Genomic DNA, 14,273 nt, shown 5'->3' on the forward strand with positions numbered 1-14,273 from the left:
CAGCGGCCGGCACTACCGGAAAACATCACGCGGCGCGTCGCAGGGTTTCGGTCAGCGACTCGATGCTGGCGGCCTTGGGTTTGACCAGCCAGAACTTGCCGATGTAATCGCGGAACTCGTCCAGGATCTGTTGTGCCCAGATGCTGCCGGTCAGCTCGCGATGGCGGCCGATCAGGCGGTGCAGGTGCTGGCGGTAGTTCTCGAAGCCTTCGGCGGACACGCGATGGATGTCGATCAGCTCGTGGTTGTAGCGGTCGACGAAATCACGGTCCACGTCCAGTACGTAGGCCAGGCCGCCGGTGAAGCCGGCGCCGAAGTTCAGCCCGACCTTGCCCAGCACCAGCACCACGCCATCGGTCATGTACTCGCAGCAGTGGTCACCGGCACCTTCGACCACGGCCAGTGCGCCGGAATTGCGCACCGCGAAGCGCTCGCCGGCGCGGCCGGCAGCGAACAGCTCACCGCCGGTGGCACCGTACAGGCAGGTGTTGCCGATGATGGCGGTGCTGCGTGCCTCGAAGCGCGCGCCACGCGGCGGCCGCACCACCAGCCGGCCGCCAGCCATGCCCTTGCCGACGTAATCGTTGGCTTCGCCTTCCACTTCCAGGTGCAGGCCACCGACATTGAAGGCGCCGAAGCTCTGCCCGGCGCTGCCACGGAAGCGCAGTTCCAGTGGTGCCTCGGCCATGCCCTGGTTGCCGTGCGCGCGTGCCACCGCACCCGCCAGGCGGGTACCGATGCTGCGGTCGGTGTTGTGGATCAGGAAGCGATGCTCGCCGCCGCGCTTGTGCTGGATCGACGGCGCCAGCAGGCCATCCATCTGCGTGGCCAGGCTGTCCGGCGATTCGTACAGGCGCTGCGCGGCGCAGTGGCTGCCCTCGTAGCGGCTGTCGGCCAGCAGGCGCGACAGGTCCACGCGCACGCCGTCGCGCGGCGCGGATTCGATCTGGCGCAGCAGGTCGGTACGGCCGACGATCTCTTCCAGCGAACGCGCGCCCAGGTAGGACAGCCAGCCACGCACTTCCTCGGCCAGCAGCCGGAAGAAGTTCTCCACGCGCTCGGGCTGCCCGGTGAAGTGGTTCTCGCGCAGGCGCTCGTCCTGGGTGGCCACGCCGGTGGCACAGTTGTTGAGGTGGCAGATGCGCAGGTACTTGCAGCCCAGCACGATCATCGGCGCGGTGCCGAAGCCGAAGCTGTCGGCGCCCAGCAATGCGGCCTTGACCACGTCCAGCCCGGTCTTCAGGCCGCCATCGGTCTGCAGCAGGGTACGGCCGCGAAGGTCGTTGGCGAGCAGCGCCTGGTGCGCCTCGGCCACGCCCAGCTCCCACGGCACGCCGGCATAGCGGATCGAGCTGACCGGCGAGGCACCGGTGCCGCCATCATGGCCGGAGATGGTGATCAGATCCGCACCGGCCTTGACCACGCCCGCCGCAATCGTTCCGACGCCGGCATGGCTGACCAGCTTCACCGACACCAGCGCGGTCGGGTTGACCTGCTTGAGGTCGTAGATCAGCTGCGCCAGGTCCTCGATCGAATAGATGTCGTGATGCGGCGGCGGCGAAATCAGGCCGATGCCCGGGCGCGCATAGCGCAGCCGCGCGATCAGTTCGTTGACCTTGTGCCCGGGCAGCTGGCCACCCTCGCCGGGCTTGGCACCCTGCGCGACCTTGATCTGCAGCACCTCGGCATTGACCAGGTACTCGGCGGTCACGCCGAAGCGCCCGGAGGCCACCTGCTTGATCTTGCTGCGCCTGGCGGTGCCATAGCGTGCGGGGTCTTCACCGCCTTCGCCGGAATTGCTGCGGCCACCCAGGCGATTCATCGCAATCGCCAGCGCTTCATGCGCTTCCGGTGACAGGGCGCCGAGGCTGATCGCCGCGGTATCGAAGCGCGGGAACAGTTCGCTGGCCGGGGCCACTTCATCGAGCGGTGCGGGCGTGGCGGCAGGGACCAGTTCCAGCAGGTCACGCAGTGCCGAGGGCGGGCGCGCATGCACCGCATCGCAGTACTGCTGCCAGGCACGCGGATCGCCGCTGCGCGCCGCGCGCTGCAGGGTGGTGACCACGTCCGGGTTGTACATGTGGTACTCGCCGCCGTGCACGTACTTCAGCAGGCCGCCGACATCCACGTCCTGCTGCGCGTCCCACGCCTGCGCGCACAGCTCGCGCGCGTCGGCATCCAGGCGCGCGAAACCCGCGCCACCGATGCGCGAAGCGGTATCCGGGAAGCACAGATCGACGACCTCCGGTTCCAGGCCGATGATCTCGAACAGCTGCGCGCCGCGGTAGCTGGCCACGGTACAGATGCCCATCTTCGAGATGATCTTCGACAGCCCCTTGCAGACGCCCTTGCGGTAGCGGCGGCCGATCTGCGACTGCTCACCGCCCTTGCTGAGCTTGAGGATGCCGCGGCGGCCCAGGTCGAACAGGGTCTGGTAGGCCAGGTACGGATACACCGCCGTGGCGCCGAAGCCGAGCAGGCAGGCCATGTGGTGCGGGTCGCGCGCGGTGCCGGTCTCGACGATGAGATTCACGTCGCAGCGCAGGCCCAGCCGCGAGAGGTGGTGGTGGATGGCGCTGGTGGCGAGCAGGGCATGCACCATCGGCCGCCCGGCCACCGGGTAGCGGTCGGACAGCAGCAGCATCACCATGCCTTCGCGCGCGGCCTGTTCGGCCTCGGCGCAGATGCGCTCGATGCCGGCACGCAGGCCCTCGTCTTCGCTGTAGGACAGGTCGAGCAGACGGTTGGCCTGCGCGTACTGGTCCATCTTCAGCAGCTGGCGCAGCTTGCGCTGGCTGAGCACCGGCGAATTGAGGATGACGTGGTTCACCGTCTCCGGACCGGCATGGAAGATGTTGGTCTCCTTGCCGAGCTGGGTGGACAGGGACATCGCGCAGTCTTCGCGCAGCGGATCGATCGGCGGGTTGGTGACCTGCGCGAAGGCCTGGCGGAAATAGTCGTACAGCGGGCGGCTGCGCTGGCTCAGCACCGCCATCGGCGTGTCGTCGCCCATCGAGCCGGTGGCTTCCTGCTCGGTCTCGGCCAGCGGCCGCAGCACCTGCTCCACTTCCTCGCTGCTGAGCTGGTACAGCTTGTGGTAGCTGCGCAGGGTGGCTTCGTCGAACGGCTCTTCCACCAGCGACGGGTCGATCAGTTCGGTCTGCAGGTAGGTCACGCCCTGCTGCAGCCACTGCTTGTAGGGCGCGCGGCCGCGGTTGATGCGGTCGACCGCATCGGAGTCGAGCAGGTCGCCGCGCTTGAGGTCGATCGCGATCATTTCGCCGGGGCCGAGCTTGCCCTTGCGCACCACCCGCTCGGTGGGCACTTCCCACACGCCCGCTTCAGAGGCAACCAGGAAGTGGCGGTCGGCGGTCAGCATCCAGCGTGCCGGGCGCAGGCCGTTGCGGTCGAGGGTGCAGACGGCGTAGCGGCTGTCGCAGGCAACGATGCCGGCCGGGCCATCCCACGGCTCGCTGTTCAGGCCGTGGAACTCGTAGAACGCGGCCAGGTCCGGGTCCTTGAACTCCAGCGACTGGGTGGCCGGCGGCACCAGGATGCGCAGCGCCTGGATCAGCTCCATGCCACCGGCGACCATCAGTTCCAGCATGTTGTCCAGGCTCTGCGAGTCCGAGCCGTGCATGGAGATCACCGGGTCGAATTCGGCGATGTCGAAGCGCGGCGTCTTCCACACCTTGCTGCGCGCCTGGGCCCAGCGGCGGTTGCCTTCGATGGTGTTGATCTCGCCATTGTGGGCGAGCATCCGGAACGGGTGGGCAAGCGGCCAGCGCGGCAGCGTGTTGGTCGAGAAGCGCTGGTGGAACACGATCGCGCTGGAGGCCAGTTCGCGCCGCTGCAGGTCGGGATAGAAGCGGCTGAGCTTGTCCGGCAGCACCATGCCCTTGTAGCTGATCGCATCGGGGGTGAGGGTGGTGACGTAGAAATCAGCGTGATCGCGCAGCTGCTGCTCGCTGCGGCGACGGGCCAGGAACAGCGCCAGCGCGAAGCCGGCATCGTCCTGGCCGACACCGGCATCGACGAACACCTGTTCGATGCGCGGCAGGGTATCGCGCGCCAGCTGGCCGCAGACGCTGTCATCGGTGGGTACCTCGCGCCAGCCGGCGACCTTGCAGCCGACCGCTTCCACCTGCGCCTGCAGCTGGGTACGGCAGGCGTCGGCGGCCTCGCTGTCGTGCGGCAGGAACACCAGGCCGGCAGCGAAGCGCGCGGCGGTGGTGATGCCGGCTTCGCTGGCCAGCAGTTTCAGGAATGCATCGGGGCGGCGCAGCAGCAGGCCACAGCCATCGCCGGTCAGGCCATCGGCGGCGACGCCGCCACGGTGGGTCATGCGCGAAAGCGCGGCGATGGCGGTATCAACCAACAGGCGCGAAGGTTGATCGTCGAGCTGGGCGACCATGCCAAATCCACAGGCATCGCGCTCGGAGCGCGGGTCGTAAAGCCCTTGGCGGTTGCGGGGGGCCATCTCTACCTCGATGCGTATAGGGTTGGCGGCGACACTCGTCCCCGCTCATTCCCTGGAGCGCATCGTGAGGCCACCGGATGCCTCGACTAGATCACAGGTTGCTGCAGCGCCGCAATACACGGTTGCAGGTGCAACAGAACGCGCCGGCAACCCCGTGCCGGCGCGGGGTCGCCCTCAGCCGCAGCGCACGCCGCTGACCAGGCCCTTGTCGTCCACTTCGATGTTCAGGCGGTCGCCGAGGAATTCCATCGTGGCCACGTCGTTGGGCTTCATGACGCGCAGCTGGTGGGCACCGGCATCTTCCTGCGCCTGCTTGCCCAGCGCGTCGGCGTAGGCCTGGCCGACCAGGCTCTGCACCTGGCTGGCATCGCAGGTGCCGACCGGCGGTGCCTCGGTGGCCTTGCCGGCTTCGTCGGCGGGTGCCTTGGCGGCTTCGGCAGCCTGCTGGGCATGGGCCGTGGCCGAATCCTGTTCATCCAGCGCCGGTGCCTGGCAGGCGGTCAGGGCCAGCACGGCCGGCAGCAGCAGGGCGGAGAGCGAACGGGCGCGAATCGGGAACGACATCATGACTCCGGAAGGGATTGTGAAAGCCCGAGCATAGCGGCGAACCGATCCTCACGTGTTTGTCTTGTGTTATCGACAGGATCGCGGCAGCGCGGCAGCGACACTGCGCGCATGCCGACCCCCTCTACCCCCGAACGACAGGCCGCGCGCGCTGCGGGCCTGCGCTATGTCGACGACACCCAGCCGGGCATCAGCCGGCGCCGCGCCGGCAAGGGCTTCAGCTACCGCGATGCCGATGGCCATGCGGTGCGCGATGCCGCCACCCTGCAGCGCATCCGCGCGCTGGCGATCCCACCGGCCTATACCGCCGTATGGATCTGCGCCCACGCCAATGGCCATCTGCAGGCCACCGGCCGCGATGCCCGCGGGCGCAAGCAGTATCGCTACCACGCCGATTGGGCCGCAGTGCGCGACGCCGGCAAGTTCGACCGGGTGATCGCCTTTGGTGAAGCACTGCCCGCGCTGCGGCGCCGGCTCAGCCGCGATCTCAAGCACAGCGGCTTCCCCCGCGAAAAGGTGCTGGCGGTCGTGGTCGCGCTGCTGGCCGACACCCTGGTGCGGGTAGGCAATGAGTCCTATGCCAAGGAAAACAGATCCTTTGGCCTGACCACGCTGCGCAACCGGCACCTCGACCTGCTGCGCGGCGGGCGCGTACGGATGCGCTTCCGCGGCAAATCCGGGCAGCTGCACGAAGTGACGGTAGGTGACCGCCGGCTGGGCACGCTGGTGCGCGGCGTGCAGCAGTTGCCGGGCCAGGCGTTGTTCCAGTATCGCGACGACGACGGTGCCATCCAGCCGGTCGACTCCGGTGCGGTCAACGATTACCTGCGCGAGGTGATGGGCGAGGAATTCACCGCCAAGGATTTCCGCACCTGGGGCGGCACCCTGGCCGCGGTGCAAGCGTTCGCGGCCACCGAGTTGCCCGAACCGGCCAGCCAGCGTGCGCTGGCCAAGGTACAGCGTGAGGTGGTGTGCAAGGTGGCGACCCAGTTGGGCAATACCCCTGCGGTGTGCCGCAAGGCCTACATCGACCCCTGCGTGTTCGCCGGCTGGGAGCGCGGCGAACTGGCGGAACTGGCCGGCCTGCGTGGGCCGCGCCAGTGGGAACAGGCCACCCTGCGCGTGCTGCGCAGGGCGCGCCGGCTCAGCCGCAGACGTCAGCCGCAATAGATCGCGGTGATGTTGTTGGTGCGGCCCTTCTCGATGGTCAGGCGGTCACCGCCTTCGTGTGCCGGCGGCACGCGCGGGCCGTCATGGCGCAGCACCTGCACGTGCAGGCTGTCGCTGTCCACGCGCGCGCGCTCGACGGTTGCGGCGGAGGCGGCCAAGCCGAGCGCACCACGCACCCTGTCGCTGTGGCACTGGCCGGAAATCACGCCGTCGATCGGCTGCACCTGGGCCACCGGCGTGCTGCTGCAGGCGGCGAGGGCGAGACAGACGGCGGCGGTGGCGATGGCATGCTTCATGGAAGGGTTCCTTGGTGTGGTTGCGTGCAGCGTGCGACGGCGCACGTGGTGGCGGAATGAACACCGTGCACATCGTGGATACGGTGCGCTCACCCCCGCCAACAGCCTGGGTGGAGACACTGCAGTCGCGGCGGATGCCGCCCCCGGTACTGCGGCGCATGCGCCCGGTAGTGCCGGCCGCTGGCCGGCGATCCCATTCCCCCCCCGAGGAGACCTGCATGGCCACCACCCGAAAGACCCCCGCACGCCGCAAAGCCTCACCCAAGGTGCGCAAAGGCAGCACCGCGACCCAGACCGCTGCCGACCCCGCTCGCCCGCGGGTGGTGAAGACCGCAACCCGCAAGGCCGCGGCTGGTGATCCCCGCGCCGCCCGCGTTGCCGCCCGGCAGCGGCGCCTGCAGGACCAGGAAAAGGCCAAGGACGCCCGCGCGGCCAAGAAGGCCACGAAAAAGACCGCGACCCAGGCCGGCGCACGCCGCCAGCCGGAGGCCATGCCGGCCCAGCAGCTGGCAAAGCCGGGGCACGAACACGAACTGGAGCTGGCACCGCGCTTCCTCGCGCCGGACTACACCGGCAGCGGCAAGCTGCAGGGCATGCGCGCGATCGTCACTGGCGGTGATTCCGGCATCGGCCGTGCTGTGGCCGTGCTGTTCGCACGCGAAGGCGCCGATGTGGCGGTCCTGCACCTGGACGAGGCCGAAGATGCCGACATCACCCGCCAGCACGTGGAGCGCGAAGGTGGCCGCTGTGTGGTGATCGCCGGTGACGTGCGCGACCCGCGCTTCTGCAACAAGGCGGTCAAGCAGGTGGCCAAGGCCTTCGGTGGCATCGACATCCTGGTCAACAACGCCGCGTTCCAGCTGCACTGCGAGCGGCTGGAGGATCTGGAAGACGCGCACCTGCAGGAGACGCTGCAGACCAACATCGGCGGCTACATCCAGATGGCGCGTGCGGTACTGCCGCATCTGGGCGAGGGCGCCAGCATCATCAACACCGGCTCGGAAACCGGACTCTTCGGCAGCAAGGCGCTGATCGATTACTCGGCCACCAAGGGCGCGATCCATGCGTTCACCAAGGCCCTGGCCAGCCAGCTGCTGCCGCGCGGCATCCGGGTCAACTGCGTGGCGCCGGGGCCGGTATGGACGCCGCTGAACCCGGCCGACAAGCAGGCCGGGGATGTCGCCGAGTTCGGGAAGGACAGCGACATGGGCCGGCCTGCCCAGCCTGAAGAGCTGTCACCGGCGTATGTGTTCCTGGCCTCGCCGGTCTGTGCAAGCTACATCAGTGGGGCGATCCTGCCGGTGATGGGTGGACCGCGCGGCTGAGTCGTGTCGGTTCCCGCCTGGATCCGGCGGCAGCGAAGGTGTGCGGCCTGTCAAAGGCCCCACACCGTGCGATTGGGGTAGGCTGATCCTGTACCGACCATGTTCAAGGACCGACCATGCCCGAAATGGATATCAATGCCGCAGCCAACGAGGTCGTCGCCCTGCTGCGGCGGAACGATGCGCGTGCTGCCGCCACCCGCCTCCAGGCCCTGCACGACGGCCAGAGCGCAGTGGTGCAGGAATCGCTGGATCGCTATATCTCGGCGCGTGCGGCCGCCGAGCTTGAGGGCTTGCGCCGGAACGGGGGCGTGGCCGCAGCGGATGCAGCTACGGTGAATCCGATGCTGGATCGCTTGGGCGAGGCGACGCGCCCGCCGCGGATGCCCGATGCTGCCGAGACAGCGGGATTGAGCCAGGCCCAGCAGTACGACGTTTATGGCAGCATCGTGGCCCAGCGCGGCAACATCGCAGCGAACGATGCAATGGCAACCCAGGACCGCGTGGTGCTGGGGTTGCGCGATGAGAACCGCACGACCGAGGCGCGCGGACGTGGGGTCTACGATGACCGCATCGTGGTGCTGTGGAAGGATGCGCAGGGCCGCGGCCATGTGCGCGAGTTCAACCAGGCCACGACCGAGCCGACCGCCCAGTACGACGGCCATGCCAAGACCGCGCCGCGCAGCCCGGGCTTTGGCAATGTGGCGCCGCGTGCCAAGACCGAGGGTGAGGACGTCAACGGCGACCGGGTCAAGGATCTGGGGCGCCTGGGCGAGGGCACCATCGAGATGCGCGCGACCACCCATCCGCGCAATGGCCATCCCGATGAGTTCGCGCTGCGTCCTTCGCAGGACGCGATCACTGCGGGCGCCGGACGGGTGGAGCGCGACAGCAATGGCGATGGCTGGTTCGATGCGCGTGATACCCAGGGCGTGCAGGACCTCAACGACACCTTCAAGATCCATCGTGGCAGCCGTTCCAACACCGATTCGGCCGGTTGCCAGACCATCGGTGGCGGCGAGTATGACGACTTCGTGTCGACGGTGCGCGGCACGCCTGGGCAGAACCGCTGGCAGTACGTGCTGACCTCGGCTGCACCCGGCCAGACGCGCGAATTTGGGCAGGACGTGCCGCTCGCGGCCAACGATGACCCCCGTCAGCCGCAGCATCGCGATCATGCCCTGCAGCAGCAGATCAGTACGCGCCTGCAGGCCCTGGGCGGACGCTACGCCGAGCATGCCGAGGACTACAGCCTGGTGATGCTGCGCGAAGCGAAGGCCGCGGGCATCACCCGGGTCGACCAGATCGTGGCCAGCAATCCCAGCGCCGGCCGTGCGGCTGGCGAGACACTGTTCCTGGTGCAGGGCAGCCCGGGCGATCCTGCGGCGCTGCGCGCAGGGGTCAATGCGGCCGAGGTGCGCGAGACCGCGGTGGAATCCAGCCTGCGCCAGCTGCAGCAGCAATCGCGCGAACAGGCTGCACCTGCGTCCGCGCCGGCACAGCAGCAGGACGCGCCGGTGATGGGAGGGCGTTGATCGATGATCCGATCGCAGCTGACGCCGAGCGTTCCATTGATGCTGCTGCTGGCCTGCAGTGCCTGCGCGCCCGCTGGAGAGCGCGTCGCGCCGGTGGCGCCCACTGCCAGCTCGGCCGCGAAACCGGAGGCCCTGCCTGCGCAGACCCTTCCCACGGATCGCGGACTGCCCGCATTGCCGAAGGCTTCCGGCAGCGGCCATCCCGGCGGCCGCTACGCTACGCTGCCCGAACCTGCCAGGCAGGTGCTGGCGCAGTTGAAGTGCAACGTGGAGAGCGCCAGCAAGGTGCAGGTGCTCTCCATTCCCGCGCAGGATGGCCAGCAGGATTTGATGGTTACTGATCGCAGCGGGCCGCGTTTCCGCTATTGGATGCGGTCGTTCTCCGGCAGTGGCGGTACCACCGGCTATCTGGTGCAGCTGCAGGGCTGCCCGGCAACCACCACGGGCATGCGCGCCTACATCGCACAGGGAGCCGCACCGCTGCAGGATGTCACCGCATCCATCCTGGCGCAGGCCGGATTGCCCGATGCGGCGACCATGACGGCCTACCAGGAAAAGGGCGCGGGCGATCTGTTCGCCTTCATCGGCGTGCTGGACAAAGTGCCAGTGCTGCGCTGGGTGGCCGAAGCCGACCCCGAACAGCCACTGGCCGCCGATGCACGCAGCTTCGACCATGGCAATGCCATCCACGGCGGTTTCCTGCACTGGAACCAGGATCACTTCGAAGTGGCCAGGGCCGTTCCCGCCGCGCTATGGCCCTGCGATGACAGCCCGTTGCTGCCGTGCAAGGCCGACCCGTTCGTGACGGGGCGTTGAGGCATCGCGCACATAGAAGTCGGCAATGCGCGGAATGAACTGCTGCGGATTGGCACCGACAAGATTGGTCAGCAACACGACCGCCACGCCGCGCTCGGGATAGACCACAAAGGCCGAGCGCGCACCGCCGATACCGGCCACCTGAAGGTCGGGCGATGCGCGCAGTACCGCCCAGCCACCCGCCCACGGGCCGGCGCGGCCATCAGCGAGGCGCTCTGCGCTCCACATCCGCCGCAGTGCCGTCTCCGGCAGCAAACGGCCTTCGGTCAGTGCGACGAGCCAGCGCGCGGTGTCGTCGGCGGTGGTGAGGATGCCGCCACCGGCCCAGAGCGAAGGCGGTATGTCGTAGAACCAGTGCGACAGGCGGGACGGTGCATCCACAGCATCGGTGGCACGCGGGGCCAGGCTGTACATCGTCGCCGCATCCGGAATCAGGTCGTAGCTGTCGCCGAAGGTGGTGCGGGCCATGCGCGCGCTGCTGAACTGGCGTGTGGCCAGGAAACGTTCGTAGGACATACCGGATTGCTGCGCGATGATCCGTGCCAGCAGGACATAGTTGGTCTGGTTGTAGGCGAAGCGCTGCCCGGGCGCCGCTTCCAGCGGCCGCGCTGTCACCGCCGTCCACGCCTGTGCTTCGGAGCCACCGCCCAGCAGTCCGTTCGCATCAAGGATGTCCGGAAGGCCTGAGGCATGCGCCAGCAACTGGTGTACGCGCACGTCTCTCCACGCTGGCGGAAGATCATCCAGGTAACGCGAGGCCGGCGCGTCCAGATCCAGTCGTCCCTCCTGCGCCAGCTGCGCAGCCGCCACGCCGGTGAATGCCTTGGTGGCCGAGTTGAGCGGGAAGCGGGTGTCGCGCGAGGCACGCACACCGTTCTCGACATTGGCCAGACCGTAGGCCTCGGACAGCACGATCTGCCCGTCCTTGACCACCGCGACCTGCAAGCCGGGGATGCGCTGCTCCAGCATGATCTGGCGGATCAGGCGGCGGGTCTGGTCGTTGGCGTGGTCCTGGCTGGAAGCAACGGCGGCGAAGGGCAGTGCACTGATGAGCATGAGCAGGGCACGGAGCATTGGGCGGGACATGTGGAATTCCAGCGGGGCGTTGCAGATCGGATGCAGCGGGCGGGTCAAAGGTTTAGGCGCTCGGTGGTGCCTACCGTTCGTCGGCCCATGACTTCCGGGGGGTTGACTACAGTTGTCGTCACGCAGACAGTGGCGACACGTGTAGTCAAGGGAGTGGTGTCATGCGTGGCAAGACGATCGGGGACCAGGAGCTGGCCCTGCTGCAGTACATCGATGAACATGCGCCGGCCACGGTCGGCGAGGTCGCCAGTGGCTACGGGGAGGCCCGTGGGCTGGCCCGCTCCACCGTGCTGACGATGATGGAGCGACTGCGGGCGAAGGGGTATCTTCAGCGCCAGCAGCAGGACGGTGTCTACCGCTACCAGGCCACGCGTGGCCCGCAGAGCGTGCTGCAGGGCGCGGTGGCGCAGTTCGTCGACAACACCCTGCAGGGCTCGGTGTCGCCGTTCGTGGCCTACCTGTCGCAGCGCCAGCAGGTCAGCGACAACGAGCTGGCCGAACTGGAAGCGCTGGTTGCCCAACTCCAATCGCGCCGCCACGAGGGCTGAGCCATGGACACCACGATGCTGATCCCGATGTTGGAACGGCTGGGCTGGACCAGCCTGCAGACCGTGCTGCTGGTGGCCCTGGTGTATGGCGTATGCCGCGCGCTGCCGTCGCTGTCGGCGGCGACCCGCTGCCGCCTGTGGTGGCTGGTCTCGCTGCAGGCTGTGCTCGGCCTGTTCTGGAGCCAGCCGTTGCAGCTGGCCTGGCTGCCGGCGCCGCAGGCGGTGGCGATGAGCGCGACCGATGTGGCCGCCGACATGGTCTACCCGCTGGCCCCGGAGGCCTCGGCACAGCTGTTGGCCGCAATGCCGATGCCCGCCGCGGATGTGCCGGCGGTGGCATGGTGGGCCGTCGCACTGGCCACGCTGTGGATGTCCGGCGTGCTGCTGATGGCCCTGCGTACCTTCGGTGAGTGGCGTCGCTGCCGCGCGCTGCTGGCAGCGGCCTATCCCTGCGAGGACGAGGCGCTGGTGCAGGCCCTGCAGCTGGCCTCCGATGCGCACGGCGTGCGTCCTGCGCCGCGGTTGTGGATGAGCACGCAGGTGGACGCACCGCAGCTGGTCGGGCCGTTCCGCCCGGTGCTGCTGCTGCCGGCGGGCGACAACGCCCTGCAGGGCGACGCGCTGGACCTGGCCCTGACCCACGAACTGCAGCACCTGCAGCGGCGTGACCTGCAATGGGGCCTGCTGCCTGCACTGGCCCAGCACCTGTTCTTCTTCCACCCGCTGCTGCGCCTGTCGGTGCGTGAATATGCACAGGCGCGCGAGGAAGCGGTGGATGCAGCGGTGGTTGGCCAGCACGGTGCCAGCCGCCAGGCCTATGGCCGTCTGCTGCTGCAGCTGGGCGTGGCACCGCAGCCGCATCTGGGCGTGGCCAGTGCCGCACCGGATACCACCAGCCTCAAGCGCCGCCTGCTCTCGCTGCAGTCGCGCCGGTCCTGCCCGCGCATCCTGGCGATGGCGTTGACTGCGATGGTGCTGGTGGTGGGCGTGGCGCCGATGCGGCTGGTCGCAGCGCCGGTGCCGCCGGCACCGCCCGCGCCTCCTGCGGCGCCGAAGGTCGTGCCGCCGCCGCCGCCGAAGGCTCCGAAAGCGCCGCCCGCACCGCCTTCGTCCGCGCGCGTTCCGGCCGTGCCGGTGGCGCCCGCGCCGCCCGCCGAGCCGGCTGATGTCGAGGCGTTGTCAGGTCCGGACGATGCGGATGTGGCGGTCGACGTGGATGCGGATGTCGATGTCGATACCGGCATGCACAGTGAACACACGACCTCCCGCACCACTTCCATCACCACCTACGGCCGCCTGGACCTGGGCAAATCGCCGCCGGAGGCCTTCGTGCTGGTAGATGGCGATTCGACCTTCGCCAACGGCGGCATGGACGACGTGACGGTGGCCCGCAGACAGCTCGGCAAGGGCCCGGCGCTGTGGTTCCGCAAGGGCGACAAGCGCTACGTGGTGCGAGACCCGATGATGATCCAGAGCCTGCAGCGTGCCTACAGCGGCGCGGCGGATCTGGGCCGCCAGCAGAGCGAACTGGGCCGCCAACAGAGTGCGCTGGGTCGCCAGCAGGGCGAACTCGGCAGGCAGATGGGCGAGATGGGCCGCCTGCAGGGCGAGGAGGCGCGCCGCATGGCACTGGCCGCTGCCGAGGCTGCGCGCAGCGCGGTGGCCGCGCATGACATCAACCGCGAAGCGGCGGCAGAAGCGGCGAAGGCGGCGCGGGGCGCGACCAACGATGCGGCCATTGCACGTGAGGCTGCACGTGAGGCTGCTGCAGAGGCACGTCGTGCGATGCAGGAAGTGGACAACGAAACCGCGCGGGCCACCCACACCCGCGGCATGCAGCGCCTGGCCAGCCAGCAGTCTGAACTGGCCAGCCGCCAGGCGGCGCTGGGCAGCCGGCAGGCTGCGTTGGGTGAGCGTCAGGCACGCGTGCATGAGCAGGCGTCGCGGCAGGCGCAGCAGGTGATCGCGCGCGCACTGGCCAGCGGCAAGGCCGAGCGACTCTGACTGGTAGTGCCGGCCGCTGGCCGGCAATGTGGGGTGCCGGCCAGTGGCCGGCACCCACTGGGTTGATCAACCGCAGCTGGCGCGCTCGATCCGGTTCTGACCGTCCACCTGCACCGTCACGCGGTCCTGGCGGAAGTCCATGGTTACCGCCATGCCCGGCTTGACCACGCGCGCGTTGCGGGCACCGCTGTCGGCGACCAGTTTCTTGATGGTGGCCTCGTCGGCGGTCTTGCCGGTGAAGGCTTCCAGCGCTTCCGGCCTGCATTCGTGGGCGGCATCGGCCACCGGTGCCGGTGCGGCATCGTGGGTGGTGCTGCTGCCGGCGTGGCTGCAGGCGGCCAGCGGCAGGATGGCGAGCAGGGCAAGCGGATTGAGGCGCATCGTCGGGCTCCAGGCGTGGATGGTGGCGGCAGTGTCACCGCTGCCACCGTCAGGGCATGTCAACGCGGCCC

The 14,273-nt window shown here is 68.9% G+C and carries 11 protein-coding genes; 6 read left to right on the plus strand and 5 right to left on the minus strand.

Annotated elements, in window-relative coordinates; translation table 11 throughout:
- Window positions 1–25: 25 nt before the first annotated feature.
- Together gltB and QP609_RS00355 are read right to left on the minus strand one after the other, a co-directional pair.
- Complete coding sequence (gltB, locus tag QP609_RS00350) at window positions 26–4,480, minus strand: glutamate synthase large subunit (RefSeq protein WP_197621082.1); 4,455 nt, start codon at window positions 4,478–4,480, stop codon at window positions 26–28.
- Between the two features lie 174 nt (window positions 4,481–4,654).
- Complete coding sequence (locus QP609_RS00355; RefSeq protein WP_014035471.1) at window positions 4,655–5,044, minus strand: I78 family peptidase inhibitor; 390 nt, start codon at window positions 5,042–5,044, stop codon at window positions 4,655–4,657.
- Between the two features lie 111 nt (window positions 5,045–5,155).
- Between QP609_RS00355 and QP609_RS00360 the strand changes: the two genes are divergently transcribed.
- Window positions 5,156–6,214 carry a DNA topoisomerase IB gene (locus QP609_RS00360; RefSeq protein ID WP_014645460.1) on the plus strand — a complete coding sequence of 353 codons (1,059 nt, stop codon included), beginning with the start codon at window positions 5,156–5,158 and terminating at the stop codon, window positions 6,212–6,214.
- Here the strand turns inward: QP609_RS00360 and QP609_RS00365 are convergent.
- Complete coding sequence (locus tag QP609_RS00365; RefSeq protein ID WP_014645461.1) at window positions 6,202–6,510, minus strand: hypothetical protein; 309 nt, start codon at window positions 6,508–6,510, stop codon at window positions 6,202–6,204. The two genes, QP609_RS00360 and QP609_RS00365, sit on opposite strands and share 13 nt — an antisense overlap.
- Before the next feature lie 218 nt (window positions 6,511–6,728).
- Here QP609_RS00365 and QP609_RS00370 point away from each other — a divergent pair, with 218 nt between their 5' ends.
- From QP609_RS00370 to QP609_RS00380, 3 genes are all read left to right on the plus strand, one after another.
- Window positions 6,729–7,835 (plus strand): SDR family oxidoreductase, encoded by a 1,107-nt coding sequence (locus QP609_RS00370; RefSeq protein ID WP_014645462.1) that lies wholly within the window; start codon window positions 6,729–6,731, stop codon window positions 7,833–7,835.
- Between the two features lie 116 nt (window positions 7,836–7,951).
- Complete coding sequence (locus QP609_RS00375; RefSeq protein WP_197621081.1) at window positions 7,952–9,367, plus strand: XVIPCD domain-containing protein; 1,416 nt, start codon at window positions 7,952–7,954, stop codon at window positions 9,365–9,367.
- A 3-nt stretch (window positions 9,368–9,370) separates the two neighbouring features.
- Window positions 9,371–10,183, plus strand: a complete 813-nt coding sequence (locus QP609_RS00380) for a hypothetical protein (RefSeq protein ID WP_075075917.1) — start codon at window positions 9,371–9,373, stop codon at window positions 10,181–10,183.
- Here the strand turns inward: QP609_RS00380 and QP609_RS00385 are convergent.
- Window positions 10,118–11,239 carry a serine hydrolase domain-containing protein gene (locus tag QP609_RS00385; protein ID WP_164077882.1) on the minus strand — a complete coding sequence of 374 codons (1,122 nt, stop codon included), beginning with the start codon at window positions 11,237–11,239 and terminating at the stop codon, window positions 10,118–10,120. The two genes, QP609_RS00380 and QP609_RS00385, sit on opposite strands and share 66 nt — an antisense overlap.
- A gap of 191 nt (window positions 11,240–11,430) precedes the next feature.
- On the opposite strand from QP609_RS00385, the gene QP609_RS00390 reads away from it, so the two are divergent.
- Together QP609_RS00390 and QP609_RS00395 are read left to right on the plus strand one after the other, a co-directional pair.
- Entirely contained in the window at window positions 11,431–11,817 is a 387-nt protein-coding gene (locus tag QP609_RS00390; protein ID WP_014645465.1) for a BlaI/MecI/CopY family transcriptional regulator, read from the plus strand.
- A 3-nt stretch (window positions 11,818–11,820) separates the two neighbouring features.
- Window positions 11,821–13,821: a M56 family metallopeptidase gene (locus QP609_RS00395; RefSeq protein WP_164077876.1), complete on the plus strand. Its 2,001-nt coding sequence runs from the start codon at window positions 11,821–11,823 to the stop codon at window positions 13,819–13,821.
- Between the two features lie 66 nt (window positions 13,822–13,887).
- On the opposite strand, the gene QP609_RS00400 is transcribed toward QP609_RS00395, so the two are convergent.
- Complete coding sequence (locus tag QP609_RS00400; RefSeq protein WP_014645466.1) at window positions 13,888–14,202, minus strand: I78 family peptidase inhibitor; 315 nt, start codon at window positions 14,200–14,202, stop codon at window positions 13,888–13,890.
- Between the last annotated feature and the right edge of the window lie 71 nt (window positions 14,203–14,273).

This window comes from Stenotrophomonas sp. 8(2023) (genome assembly GCF_030345295.1).
GTDB classification, from domain to species: domain Bacteria; phylum Pseudomonadota; class Gammaproteobacteria; order Xanthomonadales; family Xanthomonadaceae; genus Stenotrophomonas; species Stenotrophomonas muris.

Bases quoted from the DNA above. Each gene is read 5' to 3' on its own strand.
- QP609_RS00395 (WP_164077876.1), top strand. From the start codon at position 11,821: ATGGACACCACGATGCTGATCCCGATGTTGGAACGGCTGGGCTGGACC.
- QP609_RS00380 (WP_075075917.1), top strand. From the start codon at position 9,371: ATGATCCGATCGCAGCTGACGCCGAGCGTTCCATTGATGCTGCTGCTG.
- QP609_RS00385 (WP_164077882.1), bottom strand. From the start codon at position 11,239: ATGCTCATCAGTGCACTGCCCTTCGCCGCCGTTGCTTCCAGCCAGGAC.
- QP609_RS00360 (WP_014645460.1), top strand. From the start codon at position 5,156: ATGCCGACCCCCTCTACCCCCGAACGACAGGCCGCGCGCGCTGCGGGC.
- QP609_RS00355 (WP_014035471.1), bottom strand. From the start codon at position 5,044: ATGTCGTTCCCGATTCGCGCCCGTTCGCTCTCCGCCCTGCTGCTGCCG.
- QP609_RS00390 (WP_014645465.1), top strand. From the start codon at position 11,431: ATGCGTGGCAAGACGATCGGGGACCAGGAGCTGGCCCTGCTGCAGTAC.
- QP609_RS00400 (WP_014645466.1), bottom strand. From the start codon at position 14,202: ATGCGCCTCAATCCGCTTGCCCTGCTCGCCATCCTGCCGCTGGCCGCC.
- QP609_RS00375 (WP_197621081.1), top strand. From the start codon at position 7,952: ATGCCCGAAATGGATATCAATGCCGCAGCCAACGAGGTCGTCGCCCTG.
- QP609_RS00370 (WP_014645462.1), top strand. From the start codon at position 6,729: ATGGCCACCACCCGAAAGACCCCCGCACGCCGCAAAGCCTCACCCAAG.
- gltB (WP_197621082.1), bottom strand. From the start codon at position 4,480: ATGGCCCCCCGCAACCGCCAAGGGCTTTACGACCCGCGCTCCGAGCGC.
- QP609_RS00365 (WP_014645461.1), bottom strand. From the start codon at position 6,510: ATGAAGCATGCCATCGCCACCGCCGCCGTCTGTCTCGCCCTCGCCGCC.